Annotated in this window: 30 protein-coding genes and 2 pseudogenes; 18 read left to right on the forward strand and 14 right to left on the reverse strand. The window is 39.6% G+C overall.

The features are described from left to right. Window positions 1-306: 306 nt before the first annotated feature. Window positions 307-462 (forward strand): annotated as a pseudogene (locus PN471_RS19095) (SpoIIE family protein phosphatase); the annotation flags it as partial. A 282-nt stretch (window positions 463-744) separates the two neighbouring features. Here PN471_RS19095 and PN471_RS19100 read toward each other — a convergent pair. Then, entirely contained in the window at window positions 745-1,944 is a 1,200-nt protein-coding gene (locus PN471_RS19100) for a nucleotidyltransferase domain-containing protein (RefSeq protein WP_271778187.1), read from the reverse strand. Between the two features lie 64 nt (window positions 1,945-2,008). On the opposite strand from PN471_RS19100, the gene PN471_RS19105 reads away from it, so the two are divergent. The 4 genes from PN471_RS19105 (at window position 2,009) to PN471_RS19120 (ending at window position 6,302) form a co-directional block, all read left to right on the forward strand. Then, entirely contained in the window at window positions 2,009-2,296 is a 288-nt protein-coding gene (locus PN471_RS19105) for a PqqD family protein (protein WP_271778188.1), read from the forward strand. A 200-nt stretch (window positions 2,297-2,496) separates the two neighbouring features. Next, window positions 2,497-2,625, forward strand: coding sequence for a lasso RiPP family leader peptide-containing protein (locus PN471_RS19110; protein WP_271778189.1), 129 nt, complete (start codon window positions 2,497-2,499; stop codon window positions 2,623-2,625). 519 nt (window positions 2,626-3,144) lie between these two features. Then, window positions 3,145-4,161 (forward strand): serine/threonine protein kinase, encoded by a 1,017-nt coding sequence (locus tag PN471_RS19115; RefSeq protein WP_271778190.1) that lies wholly within the window; start codon window positions 3,145-3,147, stop codon window positions 4,159-4,161. After that, complete coding sequence (locus tag PN471_RS19120) at window positions 4,158-6,302, forward strand: hypothetical protein (protein WP_271778191.1); 2,145 nt, start codon at window positions 4,158-4,160, stop codon at window positions 6,300-6,302. The genes PN471_RS19115 and PN471_RS19120 overlap by 4 nt, the downstream gene beginning before the upstream one ends. Here the strand turns inward: PN471_RS19120 and PN471_RS19125 are convergent. Next, window positions 6,280-6,504 (reverse strand): Nif11-like leader peptide family natural product precursor, encoded by a 225-nt coding sequence (locus PN471_RS19125; RefSeq protein ID WP_271778192.1) that lies wholly within the window; start codon window positions 6,502-6,504, stop codon window positions 6,280-6,282. The genes PN471_RS19120 and PN471_RS19125 overlap by 23 nt on opposite strands. Window positions 6,505-6,557: 53 nt before the next feature. On the opposite strand from PN471_RS19125, the gene PN471_RS19130 reads away from it, so the two are divergent. Next, window positions 6,558-7,130 (forward strand): hypothetical protein, encoded by a 573-nt coding sequence (locus PN471_RS19130; RefSeq protein WP_271778193.1) that lies wholly within the window; start codon window positions 6,558-6,560, stop codon window positions 7,128-7,130. Further along, complete coding sequence (locus PN471_RS19135) at window positions 7,121-8,164, forward strand: ABC transporter ATP-binding protein (protein ID WP_271778195.1); 1,044 nt, start codon at window positions 7,121-7,123, stop codon at window positions 8,162-8,164. Before PN471_RS19130 ends, PN471_RS19135 begins: the two co-directional genes overlap by 10 nt. 115 nt (window positions 8,165-8,279) lie before the next feature. Here PN471_RS19135 and PN471_RS19140 read toward each other — a convergent pair whose 3' ends face one another. Further along, window positions 8,280-8,729: a lasso peptide biosynthesis B2 protein gene (locus tag PN471_RS19140; RefSeq protein WP_271778196.1), complete on the reverse strand. Its 450-nt coding sequence runs from the start codon at window positions 8,727-8,729 to the stop codon at window positions 8,280-8,282. Between the two features lie 288 nt (window positions 8,730-9,017). Between PN471_RS19140 and PN471_RS19145 the strand changes: the two genes are divergently transcribed. Further along, window positions 9,018-9,599 carry a Uma2 family endonuclease gene (locus tag PN471_RS19145; protein WP_271778197.1) on the forward strand — a complete coding sequence of 194 codons (582 nt, stop codon included), beginning with the start codon at window positions 9,018-9,020 and terminating at the stop codon, window positions 9,597-9,599. Between the two features lie 437 nt (window positions 9,600-10,036). Here PN471_RS19145 and petE read toward each other — a convergent pair whose 3' ends face one another. After that, a complete protein-coding gene (gene petE, locus PN471_RS19150; RefSeq protein WP_271778198.1) occupies window positions 10,037-10,456 on the reverse strand; it encodes a plastocyanin in 420 nt (139 codons plus the stop codon). Between the two features lie 183 nt (window positions 10,457-10,639). Between petE and leuC the strand changes: the two genes are divergently transcribed. From leuC to PN471_RS19170, 4 genes and pseudogenes are all read left to right on the forward strand, one after another. Then, window positions 10,640-12,043 carry a 3-isopropylmalate dehydratase large subunit gene (gene leuC / locus PN471_RS19155; protein WP_271778199.1) on the forward strand — a complete coding sequence of 468 codons (1,404 nt, stop codon included), beginning with the start codon at window positions 10,640-10,642 and terminating at the stop codon, window positions 12,041-12,043. 99 nt (window positions 12,044-12,142) lie between these two features. Next, window positions 12,143-12,751 (forward strand): 3-isopropylmalate dehydratase small subunit, encoded by a 609-nt coding sequence (leuD, locus tag PN471_RS19160; RefSeq protein WP_271778247.1) that lies wholly within the window; start codon window positions 12,143-12,145, stop codon window positions 12,749-12,751. 54 nt (window positions 12,752-12,805) lie between these two features. After that, the gene (locus PN471_RS19165) at window positions 12,806-13,267 is read left to right on the forward strand and encodes an EVE domain-containing protein (RefSeq protein WP_271778200.1); all 462 of its coding nucleotides are present in this window, start codon (window positions 12,806-12,808) and stop codon (window positions 13,265-13,267) included. Between the two features lie 136 nt (window positions 13,268-13,403). Continuing rightward, window positions 13,404-13,745, forward strand: a pseudogene (locus PN471_RS19170) (YcjF family protein); the annotation flags it as partial. Window positions 13,746-13,796: 51 nt separating this feature from the next. Here PN471_RS19170 and PN471_RS19175 read toward each other — a convergent pair. Next, window positions 13,797-14,183, reverse strand: coding sequence for a Fur family transcriptional regulator (locus tag PN471_RS19175; RefSeq protein WP_271778201.1), 387 nt, complete (start codon window positions 14,181-14,183; stop codon window positions 13,797-13,799). Between the two features lie 127 nt (window positions 14,184-14,310). Here PN471_RS19175 and purS point away from each other — a divergent pair, with 127 nt between their 5' ends. Together purS and purQ are read left to right on the forward strand one after the other, a co-directional pair. After that, window positions 14,311-14,589 carry a phosphoribosylformylglycinamidine synthase subunit PurS gene (gene purS / locus PN471_RS19180; protein WP_027401955.1) on the forward strand — a complete coding sequence of 93 codons (279 nt, stop codon included), beginning with the start codon at window positions 14,311-14,313 and terminating at the stop codon, window positions 14,587-14,589. A gap of 98 nt (window positions 14,590-14,687) precedes the next feature. Beyond that, entirely contained in the window at window positions 14,688-15,359 is a 672-nt protein-coding gene (gene purQ, locus PN471_RS19185) for a phosphoribosylformylglycinamidine synthase subunit PurQ (RefSeq protein ID WP_271778202.1), read from the forward strand. Between the two features lie 93 nt (window positions 15,360-15,452). Here purQ and PN471_RS19190 read toward each other — a convergent pair whose 3' ends face one another. The 8 genes from PN471_RS19190 to PN471_RS19225 form a co-directional block, all read right to left on the reverse strand. Further along, a complete protein-coding gene (locus PN471_RS19190) occupies window positions 15,453-15,878 on the reverse strand; it encodes a helix-turn-helix domain-containing protein (RefSeq protein ID WP_271778203.1) in 426 nt (141 codons plus the stop codon). Beyond that, the gene (locus PN471_RS19195) at window positions 15,838-16,140 is read right to left on the reverse strand and encodes a type II toxin-antitoxin system HigB family toxin (protein WP_015078395.1); all 303 of its coding nucleotides are present in this window, start codon (window positions 16,138-16,140) and stop codon (window positions 15,838-15,840) included. The genes PN471_RS19190 and PN471_RS19195 overlap by 41 nt, the downstream gene beginning before the upstream one ends. Before the next feature lie 9 nt (window positions 16,141-16,149). Continuing rightward, complete coding sequence (locus tag PN471_RS19200) at window positions 16,150-16,605, reverse strand: hypothetical protein (protein ID WP_271778204.1); 456 nt, start codon at window positions 16,603-16,605, stop codon at window positions 16,150-16,152. After that, entirely contained in the window at window positions 16,602-16,745 is a 144-nt protein-coding gene (locus tag PN471_RS19205) for a hypothetical protein (protein WP_271778205.1), read from the reverse strand. Before PN471_RS19205 ends, PN471_RS19200 begins: the two co-directional genes overlap by 4 nt. A gap of 30 nt (window positions 16,746-16,775) precedes the next feature. Further along, the gene (locus PN471_RS19210; RefSeq protein WP_271778206.1) at window positions 16,776-16,928 is read right to left on the reverse strand and encodes a hypothetical protein; all 153 of its coding nucleotides are present in this window, start codon (window positions 16,926-16,928) and stop codon (window positions 16,776-16,778) included. Between the two features lie 188 nt (window positions 16,929-17,116). Then, window positions 17,117-17,248: a WG repeat-containing protein gene (locus PN471_RS19215; protein WP_271778207.1), complete on the reverse strand. Its 132-nt coding sequence runs from the start codon at window positions 17,246-17,248 to the stop codon at window positions 17,117-17,119. A 125-nt stretch (window positions 17,249-17,373) separates the two neighbouring features. Further along, window positions 17,374-18,774: a TldD/PmbA family protein gene (locus PN471_RS19220; RefSeq protein WP_271778208.1), complete on the reverse strand. Its 1,401-nt coding sequence runs from the start codon at window positions 18,772-18,774 to the stop codon at window positions 17,374-17,376. A gap of 283 nt (window positions 18,775-19,057) precedes the next feature. Further along, on the reverse strand, window positions 19,058-19,474 hold the full coding sequence (locus PN471_RS19225; RefSeq protein WP_271778209.1) for a hypothetical protein: 417 nt from the start codon (window positions 19,472-19,474) through the stop codon (window positions 19,058-19,060). 687 nt (window positions 19,475-20,161) lie between these two features. Here PN471_RS19225 and PN471_RS19230 point away from each other — a divergent pair. The 4 genes from PN471_RS19230 (at window position 20,162) to PN471_RS19245 (ending at window position 21,532) form a co-directional block, all read left to right on the forward strand. Continuing rightward, window positions 20,162-20,425, forward strand: a complete 264-nt coding sequence (locus PN471_RS19230) for a hypothetical protein (protein WP_271778210.1) — start codon at window positions 20,162-20,164, stop codon at window positions 20,423-20,425. Between the two features lie 139 nt (window positions 20,426-20,564). After that, a complete protein-coding gene (locus tag PN471_RS19235; protein ID WP_271778211.1) occupies window positions 20,565-20,822 on the forward strand; it encodes a hypothetical protein in 258 nt (85 codons plus the stop codon). 118 nt (window positions 20,823-20,940) lie between these two features. Then, the gene (locus PN471_RS19240) at window positions 20,941-21,249 is read left to right on the forward strand and encodes a DUF3181 family protein (protein ID WP_193895083.1); all 309 of its coding nucleotides are present in this window, start codon (window positions 20,941-20,943) and stop codon (window positions 21,247-21,249) included. Window positions 21,250-21,307: 58 nt separating this feature from the next. Beyond that, a complete protein-coding gene (locus tag PN471_RS19245) occupies window positions 21,308-21,532 on the forward strand; it encodes an acetyltransferase (protein WP_271778212.1) in 225 nt (74 codons plus the stop codon). A 243-nt stretch (window positions 21,533-21,775) separates the two neighbouring features. Here PN471_RS19245 and PN471_RS19250 read toward each other — a convergent pair whose 3' ends face one another. Then, entirely contained in the window at window positions 21,776-22,537 is a 762-nt protein-coding gene (locus PN471_RS19250) for a Uma2 family endonuclease (RefSeq protein WP_271778213.1), read from the reverse strand. Window positions 22,538-22,719: the final 182 nt, after the last annotated feature.

A 22,719-nucleotide genomic window follows, 5' to 3' on the forward strand; every position in this document is an offset into this window, starting at 1 on the left:
AATGCAGCCTACAAAACAAAAAACAAATCTCAAAACCAAAGAACCGTGGGGCGCACGGTCTTAAAGCTCAGTTAATGTCCTCATAGAGGAGTCACTGAGAAGCCCACACTCACCTGAAAAGGAGTGTGTGGAGTACGTCACAAGTATGTCGCATTATTACAGCAAATTGTCATCAAACCCGTAACAAAAACCCCACCCCCAACCCCCTCATCGCTTGCGGGGAGGGGGCTAAGATGTACCTTATATGATTGGAAATCGCTGTAAATCTGAACCAACTTTATCCAGAGCATTTTTTATTTTAGTATTGATTATTACTGGTTAGATGCAGATAACTTGGTCATTTATCTCTTGGATGTTTCTGGACATGGTTTGGCGGCGGCACTTCCTTCAATTTCTGTACATAATTTGTTGCGATCGCAAAATCTTCTTCAAGCAAATTTTCATCAACCCTCGGAAGTTCTCAATTTTACAGATGATTGTTCCTTATTAGAAATAAACTTTTCTGCGGTATTTAGTAAATCAGTGTAGGGGCAAACCCCCGGTGGTTGCCCCATCATAAATCGCACTTGTCCCATAAATCGGGGTAGGCACGGGGTGTTGTTTCTCTTAACCGAGTAGTATTGATATAGGACTAACATTTGATTTGTGAAAACCTTTCCTTATAGTCTGTTGACCGTTAACCATCAACGACTACCACCAAGTTTTTCCAGAAATCAAACATTAGTTTGACTGTCGCTTACTTAGTTAGTGTTTTAAAAATAGCAATCCATACTTAATGAATATCCGAAATGGCCTAATTATGTAATAGAGAAAATAAACCTGTGGAGGTAGAGGTATCAGCGTCCATTCTGTTTTGGTTGGAGAAATAAAATTTTTTGCATAGTAAGCTACATAAGGAACCACCGCATCTTGTAGATGCTCTCTAGCCCTACAGTAAAAAATAATACTTTTAATCAAACTCATTTGTTGGTAAGTCTCACTAAAAAGCTTTTCTGTCATTTGTGCCGCCAAGGATTTAACCACTTGAACATTTTGTAATCTTTGTAAAATTTCTTCAGGAAGATTTGTTCCCAATAACTGCCGTGCCAGGAAAATGCCTAAAAAAAGTATATACGTACAGCCAAGTTTTTCAGCTTGTTCTAGGAGATATCCCCAATTAAGTCTCTGAAAAACGCGGATTGTCTCGGCAATATCACAAATTTGAATCAGTCGTTCACGGTTCAGCAAGAAATCCTTTGTTAAGTATATACATAACAGTAACAACAAATCTTCCGGCGCTAAATTCCTCACTTTTTTGCTGCAAATAGATAATAGTTCTAGGTTTTTCCATAAATCATCAAAATCGAGTCGAATATTTAAAAACGCAGGTGTAATTGATTGATGAAGATCGACATTTATGTTGCCATCTTTACTAGTAAAATTTATCTCCCAAGGTTGTTCCCAAGTAGGTAGCTCTCCATGAGAAAAATCGTGAGAGAGGAGAATTGCCTTGGCTTTAGAGAAATCCTGCTGACGAACTAAGATATCTAAATCGGAGCAAAGGCGGAGTTCCGGGCTGCCGTAGACTGAAGTAGCTAGAACTACTCCTTTATAAGGAATAGCAGGTATTTCGGACTTCTCGAACAAATTTAGTAGTTCCAGCAATTGACTGCTCAGGAATAGATTGCGTACCGTGTTAGCGTAGTAAAAGTTCCGTAGTTGTTCTAGAATAGGTTTGGGGACAGCTTCTGGGTAAGTGCTGTTTAAGCTTTTATATAGCAGAAGTTCTACGTTATGCCGTTGTGCTACTGATGTTAAGTATACCCAGTCAATGTCTTTCTGGAGTAAAGTATTAATCCGATTAGCAGTATCTATATCAATATAGGATCGAGAACAGCACAAGAGTAGTTCGATCTCAGGTTGATAAAAATTTGTTAAAGTTTTATTTATGACGTTGTGATTCACATTTTGCCTAATAGATTTATTATCAATAATAAGTTAAAAAATATCTAATGTTGAAATTTATCCCATGACTTCTATCTTTTCCATGCGCGTTTCTGTACCTCCTACTACCTTGTCTCAAGAACTGGAAGGTCAAGTAGTTTTACTTAATCTAAAAAACGAATATTACTATAGCCTCAACCCCGTTGGTAGTCAAATGTGGAATTTACTGAGTACGCATGATAACTTGGAAACTGTTTACCAGGAATTACTAAAGAAATATCTGGTAGATGAGTCTACGATTCGTCAAGATTTAGCTAGTTTAGTTGAGGAATTAACAACTGAGGGTTTGCTCACCATTACTTCTAGTATCTAAAGCATGAGTGGCATAGTTAGTATTTTCAATTTAGATTGACATTTCGTAGTTGCTATCGTTAATAGAGTCGCCGACACCAAAAACTCCATCTATTGCTAGATTGAGCGAACAAAATTTATCGTTAGCATACTGGTTGACTAGAATTGATAATGATGATAAAGTGGTATCTTAGTAAGCATAAGTAAAAAAAATAGAAGATTATGTCCGAAAAGATTAGGCATTCAAAACAAGAATACGAACCACCTAAGTTACTCAAGCATGGCACGGTAAAAGACTTAACGCTTGATTCTGTAAGTGGTGGTGGTACTGATAGTGGTTATACAGCCTAAGTTACACAAGCATGGCACGGTAAAAGATTTGACGCTTGCCTTATCTAGTGTAAATGGTGGTAGATTGGTTTATACACCTGTGATCACAACTTCGCGCACAAGCCCACCTCCTAAGCTGAACATCTTTTAAAATGCATACTAAAAACCTGAAAACAATTGTGCCGCGCGCTTCGAGCGGCACAACCGTCATGAAACTTAAATGTGCATTAGCTGACCTCAAGATGATTTAATGACAAAAACGTCTAATGCTTGCTAAATACGCAAATATACGTGTGCTGAGTCTAGTCGAAGTTAGAAGTTTAAGTCGCGGCTTAAACTCAAATCTTCCTCTGAAAACATATCAAAGAACCTTATCCTAACCCTCTCCTTAGTAATACATAGCCTTATCAAAAAGGGGGAAAGGTTTGACCTAGTAAAACCGAGGTGAGGTCTCTTGTGGAATTCGTTATGTATACCGCAATTGTCCTGCTTTACCTTGATAGCTAATCCAAAAAATTCTTTAAATTACAAGTATTCTAAATGGGTTCTCTTGAGCATATTACATATTACTTTTATAAAGCTTATGGTTTAACCCTACGTAGTAATCAGTCTCTGATATATCTGCCAGAAATAAGCGAATTACTGGATGTTTGGGATGTTTCGATTCATATATCTAGAACATTGGAAGAAAGCTCAATGCCTATTTCCCGTTCTGCTTGGCAAATTAGTCCCAAGCATCCGGGTGTTCCGATGGCAATTCATGAAAAAGGAATATATTTGCTTTTTCAATATATATTGAACGAATTCACCTATGCTGAATTTGTAATCAACCCCAGTGGTGATCAAATTTGGATCGCTGTAGGCAAAGAAGCAAATTTAAGAGGTGTAATTTCACTTTTATTTGGGGTTGTTCTCGGATGTGTTTTACGAATACGTAGCGTTACATGCTTGCACGCTTCCGTAGTTATTATTAAAAACATGGCAATTGCCGTACTTGGTGCTCAAGGCGCAGGTAAGTCAACTACAACTGCGGCATTATTACAATGTGGTGGGCGACTTTTTGCCGACGATGTAGCCGCGCTAGTGGAGCAAAAACAACAATTTTTAGTTCAGCCTGGTTATCGAGCTTTACGTTTACACGAAGACGCAGCTACTCAATTATATGGTTCCTCCGAATGCTTGCAGTTGATTACATCAAACCCGGATATTTGGCCAGCCAAGAAGGAACTATCCCTACTCAAGAATGAAAAATTAGTTCCTGAAAGTCCAGTTCCTTTGGCGGCTATTTATATATTAGAAGAACGCTGTGCAAATCGAACAACAGTAGAGATTCAGGCAACTCCACCCATAACTGGTCTTTTCAACTTAGTGGCAAATACTTATGCAAGCTGGATGTTAGACGAAGAAAATAAGAGAATTGAATTTGAGTTATTGGGTAGATTAGCAGCTAAAGTGCCTTTGAAAAAAGTTTATCGCCCAGATAATTTATCGATGTTGCCTCTGATTAGCCAAGCTATTATTGAAGATGCTAAGGCTACTGTTTTTTCTAGACAATGAACCGACCAAGTTTAGCTGATTATCTCCAAATTATTGTTAGCGATCTTCCCCCTGAGATAGCTACACCAGAAGCATTAGATCGCATCCAAAAATTAGCAAGCTTCTTAGCTCCTATCCCCAGGGCTGGATTTGAAATCCGGTTAGAAAACAAAAATAAGCAAGTCGATCTACAGCAAGGTATTTTTTCCAAAAATAATGAACCAGAAATTTTAGCCAAGCATATTGCTGCAATGGCTGAATTTGATTCAAGATTTAAACAGCCACCATGGAACTATATTTGCCAGTTGTGCGAATTATGGAGTAACCCTAGTTCTTGTATTTATCATGGGATTACTGAGATTTGGCTAGAATTCGATCTCAATGAATCAGATACTCAAGATTTCATCCCTTCTATTTTTATTAGTCTAAATCCTAATTTAACCGACACAGAAGAAGCTTTTACCGTCACTAAAACTGCTTTAGAATTACTCTGGAATCTGTCAATATCAGATGATCTAAACCATAATTTGTACCGTTGTTTTAAAGCTTGCGTTAAGCCTGCTAATATCAGCAATATTGGTGTAATGTTATCTCGTCAGATACAAGTATTACGTTTAAATGTCAGTAACTTGCCTCCCAGTCAGATAGCTACCTATCTACAAGAAATTGATTATCCAGAGTCAACCAAAGAAATTGAGGCTTTGGTGATGCAGTTTTTAGAGATTGTTGACGACGTGAGAGTGTGTCTAGATATTGGTGATGTGATCCATGCTCAAGTTGGCTTGGAATGTCTATTTAGATCACAAAGTGAACTAGAACCTCTATGGTTTACTCTATTGGATAATTTAGTAAGTGGGGGGTTATGCACACCTGAAAAACGGAAATGGCTACTTAGTTGGCCGGGATATGTAACTCCTATTTCTACTCCCAAACCCTGGCCTGCTGTTCTAATTGCTCAGTCTATGTTGCAATCTCAAGAAAGCCTAAGTGCGCTAAAACGAGGACTCAGCCATGTCAAACTTACTTACAAACCACAACGCTCCTTGGCAGCTAAAGCATATTTAGGATTTATACATCAATGGTTAGAAAACAATCTGACTGTTGGTGCAGAAAAACCTCAAGACTCCATCACCTCCGAAAAAATTGATCATTCCAGCCAATTAGACAAAAATCGGTTGGATAAGGCCATACTAGCCGCAACCCAGTTTCTTTTATGTTCCCGCAATCAGAAAGGCTGGTGGCGCGACTTTCACTTATATATTGGCATTGAGGGTGAGGTCAGGAGAAGTGATGAATGGGTTACAGCTTATGTAGGTGCTGCTCTAGCAGCACTTCCCGATCAACAAGCGAAACTAGCAGCACAACAAGCTTGGTTGTTACTAATTAACCGTCGCCAGTCCTGTCCGGGATGGGGATATAACGGCTTCGTCACACCGGACGCAGATAGCACAGCTTGGGCGCTACGGCTGGCTAGCAGTTTGGGCGAGAGCAAATCTCAAAAGGCACAAGTAGCTTCTGAATTTATAGCCCAGCATTTTTCAGTTACAGGAGGCATAGCCACCTATTTAGAACAACTTGTTCCTCTAGCGTATACAGGTTCTTCTCCCGTCAAAGGTTGGTGTGGTGTTCATAGTTGTGTAACTGCTGCTGTAGCCAGTTTGGAGGAGATAGGAGAAGCTTCCCGGTGTTTTCTCAGGGATACTCAGGATGACTGTGGAAGTTGGACAGCTTATTGGTGGTATGACCATGAATACGCCACAGCTTTAGCTGCTGAATCTTTAGCAAAAGAGAACTATCACCGTAATTACCAGCAGATAAACCGAGCTATTGAGTGGGCACGTCGGAGAATTAATGCCAGCGGGGCTGTGTATTCTCTTCAGTATGGTAATAATTCCCCTTTTGCTACAGCATGGTGCGTGCGTATTCTGGCTTTAGCCCAAGAGCCGCTCGGTGAAATATATCAAGCGATTAACTGGTTGTTGGGAAATCAAAAACCTGATGGTTCTTGGGATTCCTCAGCGTTGCTTCGCTTACCAGTTTCGGCGGATATTATAGATCCAGACAATCATCCCAGTAGTGCGATCCCAGATGATCGTAGACTTTTTACTACAGCTACTGTTCTAGTCGCTTTATCGGTAGTTAGGGAATGTTGCTGGTTGTAATACCATAGCGCAGCGATCGCATTGTCCAATCGTACCTATAAGCTATACTTAGCTCTTCTGGAGTATATTCAAATCCAGCTTCTATGCCGACACTGACGAGGTTTTCTAAATTTACTTCAGGTATCAGCATTCGGATCTGATTTCTTAGACTTTCGTCTTGGCTAACGGCTTGAATAAATTGTAAAGCAGCTTGTACCGACATAATATATCTCAGAATATGTTAACACCTTCAGATTCACTTTACTCATGTTACTAATGAACGAAGTTTTAACCAAAGTAAACAAAATATTACCCCAACTACCTTACTTACCTCAAACATTCAGACTTGTATGGAAAGCTGCGGGGAACTGGACAATCGCTTCGGCGGTGCTGCTGTTATTATTGGGAGTATTGCCAGCAGTTCAAGTATACCTGTTGTCAGGACTAGTCAATGGCTTCCCAGTATTAATGGGAGCAGGTATTCATTCCAGTCAATTCTATCAATCTTGGCAAGCGATTGCTTTGCTGCTCGGTATTTGGTTGCTAACACGAATTCTTAACAATCTCAGCTTTTGGATTCGGATGATGCAAGCAGAATTAACCCAAGACTATATTAGTGAGTTAATTCATACCCAGGCGATCGCTCTCGACTTAGCTTTTTTTGAAACACCCGACTATTATGATCGCTTACATAGGGCAACTTTAGAAGCGAGAACACAACCGATCGCCCTCCTAGAAAACATCAGCGAGTTGGCTAGGAACGGTATGACAATGCTATCCATGATATGCTTATTATTTTCCTTGCAACCTTTAATAGCCAACGATTGCGTCAGGAACGTATGCAGTTAATTAAAGAGCAAAATTTAGCTCAATTAACCGCTAGTGCGATATCCCTATTAATTGTGTCCGTTGCTACAAGCTGGATTATTTGGGCAATGGCACAAAAAAAGTTAAGTTTAGGAGATTTAGCCCTCCTAGCTCAAGCGCTTTGGATCGGACAAAGTGTATTGTTTGCATTGTTGAGCAATGTCGGAAAAATTTATAGAAATCTTCTGTTTCTCAAAGATTTATTTGATTTCTTATCACTTAAACCCCAAATTGTTAATTTCTCTTTGCAGCCTACACCTTTAGAACTGTACAAAGAGATACTTTTTCAGCAGGTAACATTTCATTATCCAGGCAGTCAGCACCTAGCCCTAGATCGATTCACACTCAAGATTCCTGCTCATCAAGTGGTGGCAATTGTAGGAGAGAATGGGGCGGGAAAAAGTACGCTAATTAAGCTGTTATGCCGTTTCTACGATCCTGAAGTTGGTAGTATTATGCTCGACGGTATCGATCTGCGCCATCTTCCCTTGGAAAAACTGCGTAGTTTAATTACGGTAATGTTTCAACAACCAGTTAGCTATCAGGATACCGCAGCTAACAATATTGCCTTGAGTGCTATAGCATCTGCACCTACTCTCGTAGAAATTGAAGCAGCAGCACAAGCATCTGGAGCAGATATTCCCATCAGTAAATTGTCCCAAGGTTACAATACCTTACTAGGTAAATGGTTTGGGGGAGAAGAACTCAGTGGGGGAGAATGGCAGCGTATTGCTTTAGCACGAGCTTTTTTACGCCGAGCATCAATCATTATCCTCGATGAACCAACAAGTGCAATGGATTCTTGGGCAGAAGCAGATTGGTTAGCACGGTTTCGCCAGCTTGCTGTAGGGCGGACAGCGATCATTATTACTCATCGCTTTACTACCGCCATGCAAGCTGATATTATTCATGTTATGGAAAAAGGTCAGGTTGTCGAGTCTGGTACTCATCAGGAATTATTAACCCAAGGTGGTCGCTATGCCAAGTCTTGGGAGGCACAAATAAATGTCTATTAATATAGAAAGTGAACATTTGGACTTTCCCCAGAGTATGCTTTCATCTTTTTTTTGATTTTTCCACTCTGTTAGTGTACCTCATTGTTACGCAAAGTGCTGTATATACAATTTAGATTCATGAATTCAGACTGTTATTAAGGCTATCTAAGAGAGTATAATGTTGCCGTATATCTTGGCGATCGCCGATCACATATCCTTGATATTCCACCCAGGCATGAGCCTGAAATTGCTGCTGCATTTGCACTCCAATCTGCAAATCGGCCGCAATTCCCTGATTACGTAATAAATACCATAGTACTAAAGACTGTTTCAAACAGCTTGTCCAAGAATCATTATATCGAGCAACTGTTCGTACTATTTGAACTGAAGTCATAATCTGTGATAGTTGTGTGGAACTTTGTACGCTTATTTCGGAAGTACTTAAAAATCGCTTCAGAGTAGTTTGTGTTCGTTGTAGTCCCCAAATTTTTAAAGCGATATTTACTATCGGTAACAGCACTAAAGCTTGCACCAATAAACTGCGCTTGTTCCCTGATAACTGACAAAAACGGTACAATTTATGCATTAGTTACTTCAATCAACTAGACATCTCCGAAAACTGTCAAACTCTTACTATGAATACTTTTTGGAAAGCGATCGCCCAAAAATCACGACTCACAAGAATAGCGATCGCCGATAGCGTAGCCTTGTTCTTTGTCATAATGAAAGTAAGCTAATCGAAGGCACACGCGCATTGTAAACATCATTCGTCACCATGATATAAGGATTTGAAAAATTCAAAAAAGGCTTGCTGCAAAAAATGTTTGTGTAACCCGTTAAATAGTACCAAAACTAACCAAAGAGTGATTTTCCCATGATCCTAGTTAAAGAAAACTTTCCCCAACTTACCCCAGAAGAATACTTTGCTTGGGAAGAAAAGCAACTAGAAAAACACGAACTGATTAACGGTCAAGTTTACGCCATGAGCGGCGGCAGCGTTAATCATAGCCGCATTGCAGTTCGACTTGCGACTATGGTTGATACCCATTTAGACGCTAGTAACTGCATAACAGGTAACTCAGACCTGAAAGTTAAAATTGTTGACACAAATAACTACACCTACCCAGATGTCAGTGTCACCTGCGACGATCGTGACAAAAACACCCCAAATTATTTCACCTATCCCTGCCTCATCGTTGAAGTTCTCTCTCCTAGCACTGAAAGCTACGATCGCAGTGGCAAATTTAGACTGTACCGCAAAAATCCAGTCTTACAGGATTATTTATTAGTGAGTTCCACCAGCATCGAAATGGATTTGTATCACAAAAACGAAGCAGGTGATTGGTTAATTATTAACTATCAAGCAGGTGACACCGTAGAACTCAAAAGCATTAATTTAAACTTTCCCATTGAGCAAATCTATCGCAAACTTGATCTCACACCAGAGACTGATTAAAAACTATCGCTTCTAGCGATCGCCTACAGCAAACCTTTCGCAAGATAGACAATTGAGGCGATCGCCTCGATAATCTTTCCAAAAAGCAAGTCTTAAATTTCTTGAATAGTGCTTGCTCAAATATGTATTCTTGTGGAGGAACTGTTGCAGAAATTAACTCATTATAAGTAGGTTGGCGTTGAAAATTGTCGTTATGGCAAGGCAAAAGGCAAGAGTGAAGAGGGTTTGGGCGATTTTACGTTTCTTTACACAGTTTGGTTTTATTGTGTTCACCTACTTATATGGATATATGGGTATTGGTTTCCAAGAAAAACCAAAACCTCAACCACCTAAATAGGGAACAAAGAACAGGGGACAGAAAAAACTTTCGAGACTATTCTTAGTTTCTTCTTTTTTCTTCCCCCTGACTCCTGACTCCCGCCTCTAATCCCTATATATTAACCTTCAACAATGATTTGACCAACCATACCAGCACCACGGTGAGGTTCACAATAGAATGTGTATGCACCAGGAGCAGCATCAGCAGGAATAACGGTGGTTTTGGTTTGTCCAGGACTCAATAATAACTTCTTGTGGGACAAAGATTTTGCCAAAGCAGCATCCTTGTTGGGATTCTTCTTAGCATCAAAGACAACGTTGTGGGGAGGAACTTTGTTATTCTTCCATTCAATTGTGTCACCGGGCTTAACAGTCAATTTTTTGGGTTGAAATTGTAACAAGCCTTTATCAGTACCTAACTTAACTTGATATGTTTCCGCAGATGCAGTAGGAGTGAATACTGCAAAGCTACCAAAAATTACAATAACTGTTAATACAGCTAGGCTCAAGCGTCGCAAAGTTGCTGCCATAGATTTCATGGTTCTGTCCTGTGGAAGTATGTTTGTTGTTCTCATCTCATTTTAAATACAATCAATGCCAAATATGACAAACGGTCATATATTTTTTTGTTAACTACTATCGGCAGCTAGATTTCTAAAATTCCATTGTCACCAAATTTCTGATACAATCGGAAGTCCGACTCCTTTAACGTAGATTGATGTATGAGCAAGGGTACACTATTTGACAAAGTTTGGGACTTACACACCGTTGGTACATTACCATCAGGATTAACACAACTATTTATTGGACTACATCTTATACATGAAGTTACCAGTCCCCAAGCCTTTGCAATGCTCAAGGAGCGAGATTTAAAAGTATTATTTCCACAACGGACAATAGCCACAGTTGATCATATCGTTCCCACAGAAAACCAAGCTCGTCCCTTTGTGGATAGCATGGCCGAAGAAATGATTCAGGCATTGGAAAAGAGTTGTCAAGAAAATGACATAACTTTTTACAATATTGGTTCAGGAAATCAAGGCATAGTTCACGTCATCGCCCCTGAATTGGGACTAACACAACCGGGAATGACCATCGCTTGTGGGGATAGCCATACATCGAGTCATGGTGCATTTGGAGCGATCGCCTTTGGTATCGGTACAAGCCAAGTTAGAGACGTTCTCGCCTCCCAAACCCTATCATTATCAAAACTCAAAGTCCGCAAAATCGAAGTTAATGGCAACTTAAAACCCGGAGTTTATGCCAAAGACGTAATATTGCATATCATCCGTACTCTAGGCGTTAAAGGTGGAGTAGGGTACGCTTACGAATTTGCTGGTACAACCTTTACCCAAATGAACATGGAAGAACGAATGACCGTTTGTAACATGGCCATAGAAGGTGGGGCGCGATGCGGATACGTCAACCCCGATGAAATTACTTACGATTACCTGCAAAATAGAGACTTTGCTCCCCAAGGTGCAGACTGGGAACAAGCCATTGTTTGGTGGGATTCCCTCAGTAGTAATGCTGATGCAGAATATGATAATATCGTAGTATTTAATGCGGAAGATATTCCCCCCACAGTCACATGGGGAATTACACCAGGTCAGGGAATTGGTGTAGATGAAAAAGTCCCCACAGCAGCAGAACTCCTAGAAGAAGACCGCTTTATTGCCGAAGAAGCGTATCGCTACATGGATCTCTATCCCGGTCAACCCATCCAAGGCACAAAAATTGATGTCTGCTTCATTGGTAGCTGCACCAACGGACGTATCAGCGACCTCAGAGAAGCCGCCAAAATTGCCCAAGGTCGCCAAGTTGCAGAGGGTGTAAAAGCCTTCGTAGTCCCCGGTTCAGAAAGAGTCAAAAAAGAAGCCGAAGCCGAAGGACTAGATAAAATCTTCCAAGCCGCCGGTTTCGAGTGGAGAGAACCAGGATGTTCCATGTGTTTAGCCATGAACCCCGACAAACTCCAAGGCAGACAAATTAGCGCCTCCTCCTCTAACCGCAATTTCAAAGGCAGACAAGGATCATCCTCCGGTCGCACCTTATTAATGAGTCCCGCAATGGTAGCCACAGCCGCCATCAAAGGCGAAATCGCCGACGTGCGTGAACTACTGTAGGTGACAGTGAACAGGTGACAGGTGACAGAAAAGAGTTTTTTCAATTACCAATTACCAATTACCAATTACCAATTACCAATTACCAATTACCAATTACCAATGGTCAGTGAAGTAAAACAAATATCCGGTAACGCCGTTCCCCTCATCGGTAACGACATAGATACCGACCGAATTATCCCTGCCCGCTACTTAAAAGCCATCACCTTTGACGACTTAGGATCAGGCGTATTTGTTGACGACAGAAAAGCCTTAAATGGTGAACACCCCTTTGATCAAATCCAATATCAAGGCGCGAAAATTCTCATAGTTAACCGCAACTTTGGCTGTGGTTCATCACGAGAACACGCACCCCAAGCCCTGGCAAAATGGGGAATTAAAGCCCTGATTGGTGAAAGCTTCGCCGAAATCTTCTTTGGTAACTGCGTAGCAATGGGGATACCATGCGTAACTGCTGATGGGGAAGTAGTCAAACATCTGCAAGAATTAGTTACTACCAATCCTCAAGTAGTTACAACCATAGATTTGGAAAAATTGCAAGTGCAAACTAGTGATTTTACTGCCTCAATTGTGATTAGTGAAGGCACAAGAAGCACCTTTATTACTGGAACTTGGGACGCTTGCGGACAGTTAGTAGCAAATGCCCAACAGGTAAAAGCAACAGCAGCAAAACTACCTTATATTGCTTGGGGTAATTTAGCAGCAAGTTAGTATATATAGAGGCGTTCTCTGTAACGTCTCTACAATTATGGAATTAATTATTAAATGAATACGATTAATTATTGGTTAATGAAGTCAGAACCAGCAGTTTATAGTATTACAAACTTACAACAGCAAGGTGAGACAATTTGGGACGGTATACGTAATTATCAAGCCCGGAATTTCTTGAAGCAAATGCAAATAGGAGATCTAGCTTTTTTCTATCACTCTAACACTGAACCACCCGGTATATTTGGTTTAATGCGGATAGTTGAAATAGGTATTGCTGATCCAACACAATTTGATATAAATAGTAAATATTATGATGCTAAATCAACTCTTGAATCCCCCCGTTGGCAAACTGTAAAAGTGAAATTTGTCGAAGTTTTCAATCATCCTCTTTCACTATCAACACTCAAAGCTAAGTTTAATGATGATGAATTATTGGTAGTGAAAAAAGGCAATCGTTTATCAGTAACTCCGGTAATAGAACCAGTCGCCAGTAAGATTTTAGAAATGGGCAGGTAGGGGCGGGGTTTCCCCGCCCTCTGTCGGGTTTCCCCGCCCTCTGTCGGGTTTCTAAAAATATTCTCTAAATTGTAGGGAGTGGAATTTATGACCGAACAAGGTAATGATAATTCCTGGAAAAAAAGGTTACAGGATCACTATGCCTGTTTTAACGGCATTATAAGTATCAATGGTGGGATTGTTGGGTAAATTATATGGACAGACTGTAACACCATCTCAAGCTGGAGGCATTGTCAGCACTATAGCAGGTGGTTTTATTGCCCAGGCAGTGTCACGGGAATTAATTAAATTTATCCCCGGTTTTGGTAGTGCGATCGCAGTTTCCTGGGCTGGTGCTTATACTTGGGCTTTAGGTGAGGCTGCTTGTGTGTATTTTGGTGATTTAATGGGTGGGAAAAAACCTGATCCTCAAAAAATTCAAACGGTCATGGAACCCATTTTCTGCAACCTAACTATCACACATCAAGAAAAAAGCTGACAGGGTGTTTAATGCTGATTTTCAAGTGAGTCCCGACTCCTTCTTTCATTCCTAAGCCTTAGCTTGACATTTTGTACACAGTCCAAAAAATTCTAGAGTGTGATAAAACACTTTAAATTGATGACTGGTTTGCAATTGGTTTTCAAGTTCATGGACAGGACATTGATGAATAGGAATGGAAATACCACATTGTAAACAAGTTAGATGGTGTTTATCTTGTTGTACTAAGCTATAAAGGGCTTCACCATTTGCCAAAGTTCGCACTTGCACTAAGCCTTCTAATTTGAGAGCATCCAAGGAACGATAAACTGTTGCTAAACCCATGCTTTGGTTAAGATTACGTAGTTCTATGTAAATTTCTTGAGCGGAAATGCCTTGTTTAATATCTTGTAACAGGTTTAAAATCCGTTCTTGACTACGGGTATGTATGGCTCTCATAAATGTTTGTTAAATTTGTATCTATAGTAGGGGTAATTCATGAATTACTTCCACTCCTGATTATATTTTCACTCAGTTAGACCATAAAAGTTATAGGATAGCGATCGCAGCATTCAGCAAAAAGCCTGTGCAAATAAAATATTTAGCTAAAATTTTCGTGACTCTGAGAACTTCAGTTTTAGATCCTGCTGGTGTGGCTGTACAATCTGGCCTCAAACAAATGGGATACGACAATGTGGAACAGGTGAGAATTGGTAAGTACATTGAGTTAACCATTACTGCACCTGATGAAATGAAAGCGCGTCGAGACTTAAATCAAATCTGTGACCAAATGTTATCTAATCCGGTCATCGAAAATTATCGCTTTGACTTGATTGAGGTAGAATCACAAACTGGCGTATTTTAAAACTGGTAATGGGTAATAGGTAATCAGAAAAATTAATTCTTCTCCCCTACCTCTTACCCATTCCCCAATGACTAATGACCAATGACCAATGACTAATTATGAAATTCGGTATTTTAGTTTTTCCAGGTTCTAATTGCGATCGCGACGTTGCCTATGTGACTAGAGATTTGCTAGGACAACCAACGCGGATGATTTGGCATCAAGAGACGGATATTAGTGATATAGATGTGGTAATTGTCCCCGGTGGCTTTAGTTATGGGGATTATTTACGATGTGGGGCGATCGCTCGTTTCTCTCCTGTGATGCAGCAAGTTATCAACCATGCACAACAAGGTAAATTTGTCATCGGTATTTGTAACGGTTTTCAGGTATTAACTGAAGCTGGTTTATTACCTGGGGCATTGGCGAGAAATCAGGATTTGCATTTTATTTGCGATCGCTCTCCCTTAAAAGTTGAGCGTAATAATTTACCTTGGACTCAAGGTTATGCTGAAGGAGAAATCATCACTTTACCCATTGCTCACGGAGAGGGGCGATTCTACAGTGACGAAACTACTTTAGCAGAAATCGAAGCCAATGGACAAGTTTTATTTCGTTATCAAGAAAATCCCAACGGTTCACTCAACAACATTGCGGGGATTTGTAATCTTCAAGGCAATGTTTTGGGCATGATGCCACATCCAGAACGAGCAGCAGATTCCGCGTTAGGTAATAGCGATGGTTTGCGTTTGTTTGAGGGGTTGTTGGGGAAGGTAGCGGCTTTGGTGTAATAGATTCCCGACTTCTTCGCGGAGTCGGGGATTTTTATATTTACTATACTTGGTATCAAATTCTTTTATTATTATTAGTATTCATTACATCAACTAAACATTTTTTAAGAACACAGATGGAGAAACATGAAAGAACTTACTAAGTTTCTCGATTTGTTCAATAGTTAGAGGTTGTTCTCCTGACAAAATATCAGATATTATAGTTTCATCGGCAAAAATTGGCATTAAATCTTTGGGTCGTAAATTCAATTCTGTCATTAATACTTTTAATAATTCTACTCCATAAATATCTGCTACAGGATAATTTTCCTCTTCATATTCAGATACTACTAATCCTAATAAATGCAGATAATCTCGTTCGTCAGGAGTTAGCCTTTCTTGATCTAATAAAGAATCAATAATATTTTGAGTTATGGCTAATTCTTCCTCTGAGGTAATTTTTCTGGGAGGAAAAGAGGTAATTAATTCTACATAAGTTTTAGGTGTACCAAGGGTCTTGTTTCCAATTTTGTTTGTCATATTCTGCATGGGTAAGGATATGGCGAATATACACTTCTTGATATTGATAGTCTACTAAAGCGATCAGTCGGTAATTGTTCCCACTAACGTTGAAGACGGTGAAGTTACCAACTAAATCCGCAGATGGGAATACTTGACGTAATTGAACAAAGTTTTCCCATTTGGCTTTATTAACAATTTTATACCATGTTTCTAGATTTGATTCAGATTTTGGATGCTGCTGCGAAAATTCTTTTAATCTCTTTTTGCTGATAATGTGCATATCTAGACATTAAGCAATTTTTTGATAAACAACATTAATTTTAGGTTCAGATATTTCTGTTTCTTGAGTGTCAAATAAATTAGCATCAACTTGAATACAATTATTCAAAACATTAACAGGTAATAATTCTGTTACTCCTAAAATATCTACAGAATAACCATCCCTGATAAAAATAGTAATAATTTCTTGATAACTTTTCACTAAGGTAGCTTCTAAATCTAGAATTTGTCCTTCTTCTTGCAAAAGTTGTAAAAAATCTGAAGAAGAAATAGTCGTATTTTCTTGATTATTTAAAATAGACGTTAAACGATTTCCTAATAATCCGGTAGCATCTATTTCAGTAATCAGCCATTGTGATTCAAGATAGGTTTTAGCTAAGTAATTGACAATGATATAAACGCGATTTTCTATTTTTTCCCCTGGTTGAATAACTAAGGTAAAAGCCGATTTTTGGAGGTTATTCATAGAATTTGTGGTTGTTTACTGCGAGTGGGAGTACCACCTGTTATATTAGCAAGCCAAAGATGTTGATGAGGCGGTGGTAAATGATCAGGGCGGAGTGTACCATTAGGATATGTCGGACTAGTAAAGTCAATATCTCGCACTGGTTGACCATTGGTATCAAATTCTCTAGCTTAATAAACTCTTTGATGGTATTGATCCCATCTTAATCTGGAATGGGCTGCTTGTGCTAAAGGATCGGCTACGGGTTCACCAAATCTAGGAGGTCTTTGACTTTGATAAACTGGTGTTCCATCCGCATATCTGGAATGGATTTTGTCAGACACTAATTAGAGACTCCTGAATTACCCAAATAACTGTTTTTATTGTATCATTAGTCATAATTTAGTTAATAAACTATCTTTCCTGTTTTATCTATTAAGGAACGCAAATTTAATAACCTGCAATTCTGATGTAACCTGGAATGGTGCGTTACGCTGTCGCTAACACACCCTACTTTTGCACCTTATTTAATTCACATTCCTAAGTGTTCTTTGCCATTAATTGTTACTGCTGCTAAACCTTCTGAAAAACTTAAAGCATCATCAAATTTAGAGGGAATAAGTAATTGACCACTATTATTAATAAATCCCCACTTACCATTCATTTTAAATACCCGACTGCTGGGAGAAGTCGAGCATCTAAAATGAATGATAATTTTTCGCGTTTTATGGGTTGAGGCTATTGACTTGCACCAAAAAATCTGTTATACTAGACCTTGATAAGGAAGAACTATTCTCTACTTTCTCCGCCCACCACGACATCCCGAATCCGTAAACTCGGACCACCGCAACCGACAGGTAAACCATTTTGTCCACCTTTACCACAACCCCCGGATTCATCCCAGTAAAAATCATCACCAATGGCTTCGATATCTGCGAGGGTTTGGAAAACATTACCGGAAAGAGTCACATCCTTTACAGGTTCAGCAATTTTGCCATTTCTAATCATCCAAGCTTCACCAGCACTGAAGGTGAACATTTCCCCATTCGTCATTCCCCCTAACCAATTTTGGGCAAAAACACCTTCTTTAATCCCCGTAAATAAATCTGCGACGGGGGTTCTCCCCCGTTCAATCCAGGTATTTGTCATTCTCACAATGGGGGAATAGTGATAATTGAGACAACGGGCATTTCCTGTAGGTTTCTCCTCCAATTTACCAGCAGTTTCACGGGAATGGAGTCTACCAACTAATACACCATCTTCAATTAATTGGGTAGTCGTCGCTGGTGTACCTTCATCATCGTAAAAATAACTACCGCGATGTCCTTGGGGTGCAGCACCATCAAATATTTGCAGTTCTTCGGGTCCGAAACGTCGTCCTAGAGTCATGACTTCCAGAATATCAGGGTTTTCATAAGCCATATCTGCTTCGGAAAGATGTCCAAAGGCTTCATGCACAAACAAACCGCTGAGAATGGGATCAATAACTACGGTATAAGTATTACCCTTGACAGATGGTAAAAATAAAGACGTAACCGCCCTTACTGCTGCACCTTTAACTTGTGTATCTAAATTAGTTAAGTCTTCGTAGGCTTTGCGAGAACCAGTGGTTTCTCTACCGGTTTGGACTGTCTCTCCATTCCTAGCTGTAGCGGCAAAGCGCATTTCCATATCTACCCAAGATTGATCAATAGAAGTTCCTTCAGATGTGACAATAATTACTCTTTGGGTACTGTCACTATAATGGACTGAGGTAGTAGTAATCCGGTGATCAACTGTTTTTAAGAGGTCAGTATAGCGATCGCATAATTGCTTTTTCTGCTTTAGTGAAACCTGACGGGGATCAGTACCCAACAGAGGTAATTTACATACGGCTTGCACAGGATCAATCGCTGCAAGTATAGTTTCCTCATCACCCACTATCCGGGCCGCGGCGATCGCCTCTTCTATACGTTCTTCAATGGTTGTTAATTTATTAAAACTACTTAATCCCCAACCACCTTTATAACAAGTGCGAACGTGACCACCAATAGAAATTCCCTCGCTGAGAGTTTCCACTTTATCACCACGCAAAACAATATCTGTTCCCTCCGCTTCTTCTAAACGAATCATCAAATAATCCACACGGGAAGAATAACGGGAGATTAAATCTGAGAGAAGATTTTGAACATCAGCAAGTTTAGTAGTCATTTTATAAATCGCTATAAGTAGGAGTCAGGAGTCAGGAGTCAGGAGTCAGGAGTCAGGAGTCAGGATAAAGAAGGAAGAAGAAAGAAGAAAGGAGAAGTAAATTTTGTATGTTATTAGACTGATACTACTATAAACAATTTAAAATTCTAAACAGATTGAGAACCTGGAATTGACGATAAACTAGATTTACAGTAGATTGCAGATTAATGAAGTACAGAATCTAAATTCAAAGCCGGACAGCAAGTCATTTTTACTCCCGACTCCTGACTCCTGCTGTATTTTCTTATTCAAAAACATATTTTTCCGCTACTTTCCAATAACGGGAAAACCGCTTTAAATCAATATATCCGTCATATTCAAAAAACGGTTCTACAGCCAAAACTTCCAACTCTACAGACTTTTCTATTTGATCACAAATATCATCAAACCTGGGACTGGGACTATCTGTAGTTACAACTAACTTAGTATTATGTTCCTTAGCAAAAGCTAAAACTTGTTCTGCTATATTTCCCCGGCGAATTTCTACAGGTAATTCTAGTAAACATTCATAAATGAAAGTCAGGCGTTTGAGGCTAATTTGCCATTCTGCAATTAAAGCATCATCCCAAACCCAAATCGCTGGGGCTTGGGGATATTCTTGAAATGCAGGGTTGTGGGGACTCAGACAGTCTCCATTGATCCAAATAACTGGTTTATTCATAATCTTTGCTTATCTATATCAATAGAAAAACCAATATACTATACAGCCATCTTAAATTATAAGGGTGATAGTTAATCATTTTCCCACAAACTCAAATCCGTTAATTGCTGATTTGACAAGCATTCTGACCCTCAACTCCAACCATTCTAACTTTCCTGATCCATAAAATTTTAATAATTTTTGCAAAATCGTAACTATGGATACATCCAATTCTGGCAACAGTGGATAACATGATGAAAATATTCACACAGTAAGAAACATCAAGAATCAAAAAAACCATTTCTTGTACCTCTTAGGATCTTCAATAAACAGCAACCTACAGGAGTTTGCCTTCTTAAATAATTTACCCGACAAGAATAATCTTGATTGCCTTAAATATAAGGTTAAAACAACTCTATCACAATTCATACCAACTTTATCTGAGACTGCACAGAATCATCAAATCCGTGAATTCATCCGTCCTTATTCGCGTTTATCTGCGTTGATCTGCGGTCAATGATTCTAGAAATCTGATTTCATGTAGCTTCATCTGAATTTGGTATCAGTATGACATGATCAAAATATGTCATACTAATTCAGGATTTTAGATTGGGAATGAAAAACACTTTGACAATAGTTTCCCACACCACTAAATATCCGCAGTTAGCGTCCTTGTGATATTTCAGCTAAACAATCAAGGAGTTCATTATGCTTCAACAAATGTGCTGGTTATCTAAGTCTAGCGGCGATGATGAAAAGATCTTACACCTGCAAACTACACCTGGACAACCTTGGCGACCTTACACAGCTTTTCCGCAATTTTCAGTTCCAGATTATCGCATTCCTCGCGGTTCTAAGGGTTGGGCCACTTATCAAAAACTCTTGAAAGCAGGTTGGACTTTAGTGCCTAGTGCCAGAGGCAGCGAATTTGCCCCCACTAGCTATGCAGAGTCAACTGTGCAGAGTTCATAGAACATATTACCATCTGGGGTATCCTAGCAACATTTTTAATCCCCAGATGGAGGAAATTATCTGCGGATCTGAGCAAGTTAACCCCAAACACCTTACAATGGTTAAGGTGCGTTAACTGCTGTTACAAACATTTATATTTATGCCTCCTCGTTGGCCTCGCAAACCAGATCGTCAAGATCCAGATTTCCGTAAACTAGATGATCGCATGAATTTCGCTGTTCATGTTGGTATTTGTGCAACTGTCACTTCTGGGTTGTGGTTTTTCCACATTTTGAAAACTACTACCTGGGAATGGCTACCTGGGTTAACAATTGGTTGGGTAGGAGTATTGCTACTGCATCTAATTTACATTGGTGCGATCGCTAATTACGACCAAACCCCACCAAAATCTACCTAAAGAAAGAAAGTTCAGTTAGGGAATTCTTACCTGTGGTAGTAGCTAAAGTCTAATTAATTGAGTAATAATGTGAAATGGAATCAGAGATCCCAATATTACTAACAATGAGGTTATATTTGTGGCTAAAACTAATACCACAGAATTACTGGAAACCCTAGCCGCCGAAATTGGTGAAAGTGTTTATATAGATATTGCAAAATGGCATCTTTATTTAGCTGATGCCAAGTTGCATCATGTTGTTGCTGAAAAATTGTATCCTTTAATTACTTCTAAAGGCGTTAATGAAGAAAAAGTCATTGCCGCTTTAGAATCTATCACCGTTAAAGTTGGTGGTGGTAGAAATGAACTATCTTTAATTAATTTATTGCCCTTGCAATGTCAAGTTACCTTAGTAGATATTGTCGAAAAATATCAACGGGAAATATAATCTTCATTTTCTTCCCATTGGCAAATTTACACATTTTAAATAATGGAGGTTGATCAATATGTTTTTACAGATCAAAGATAGCCGAGATTTGGTGAAAATAGTTGATGTTCAAGAACTACTAGACCCCACTAGCAAAATTGTCCACGCCCAAGACCAAGAAGGACAAGAAGAACAAGAAACGGACATTTATCAAAAGGAAGAACTAGTATTTCCCTCTGGAGAAAAATTACCACGCTGTTGGTTAGATGCCAAATTTAGAGAAAGAGAAGGCTTAGCAGCTTAATTTTAATTACATAGGGTGATTTATCTCACCCTGTAATTATAATTGGTATCAACTGCATAAGTAGGTTAGCATTGAAAGTCGTCGTTATGGCAAAGCAAGAGGCAATCATGCAATAGGCAAGAGTGAAGAGGGTTTGGGCTATTTTACTTTTCTTTACACATTTTTTCTGAACCTATTGATACATTAGTTAGGATTCTGTTGGGTTGCGCTGTTGCTTAACCCAACCTACGATTCTACACCGTTCTACGGTTCTGGCTTAATTCCCAATTCCCACAATTTAGCAGCTAGTCTTTCTGCTCTTTGATGTTCTCTATCTGCTCTTTGTCTTTCCTCCTCCACTTTCTGGCGTTCTTGTTCTGCTTGTTCTGAACTCCATAGCAGTAAATTACCTGATTTATCCCACCAACGCAGCCAGTTCATGGTTTGTCCCAACCTTTCCCCAAACCAAATTCCCAGGTATAATTCCAATTGTGGAATCCACAGCCGCCCTTGGGTATCTACTGGATGTAAAATATATCTGCCATCTTGCAAATAACGGACTTCTAGACTACTATCATAGGGGTCATAAGTCACATAAGTAGGTACTTGCAGAACTTGCTCGTAAAAATGGAGTTTACCATAGGGAGGGGTTGACCTAATGGATAGTTCTCCTCCCTCTGCTTCTGAGAGAAATTCCATCACAATTGTGACTGCTGCACCATCTGTATTAGGGGTATAACTACGACGAATTACCCCCTCTGGTACGGAATGTACTTGAGGAACATAAAACCAGTCTGGAGCTTTGACGACAATTTTTTTATTAACTGTTGCTACCAGCCCCAAATTCGAGCCAATTAGCATTTCTGGCTGGATATATCCTGAAGCTCCCAAAGCATCGGTTAAAGCCGCTGCGAGGGCGGGTTGTTGAATATTTTCCACAGGATCATCTGGTAATATAAAATTAGCTGGTAGGGGTTCCCAGGTGACTGTTGATTTGGCTTTGATGGACGGGGCTTCGAGTACCATTATATTAACCCTCAACCAGAAATGAGAAATGTTTGTGCAAATTAATTAACAGTATATCAACTGACGTGAGTTCGACATAACGATAATTTGTGGAAAACTCACCCCACGTAGGAGTCTCAAGCCCTTATTCTCTCGTTGAAAAAATCATGACTCTGTTCGCGTAGCGTCTCCGAAGGAGAAAC

The organism is Aphanizomenon sp. CS-733/32, assembly GCF_028330045.1.
GTDB lineage: Bacteria > Cyanobacteriota > Cyanobacteriia > Cyanobacteriales > Nostocaceae > Dolichospermum > Dolichospermum gracile.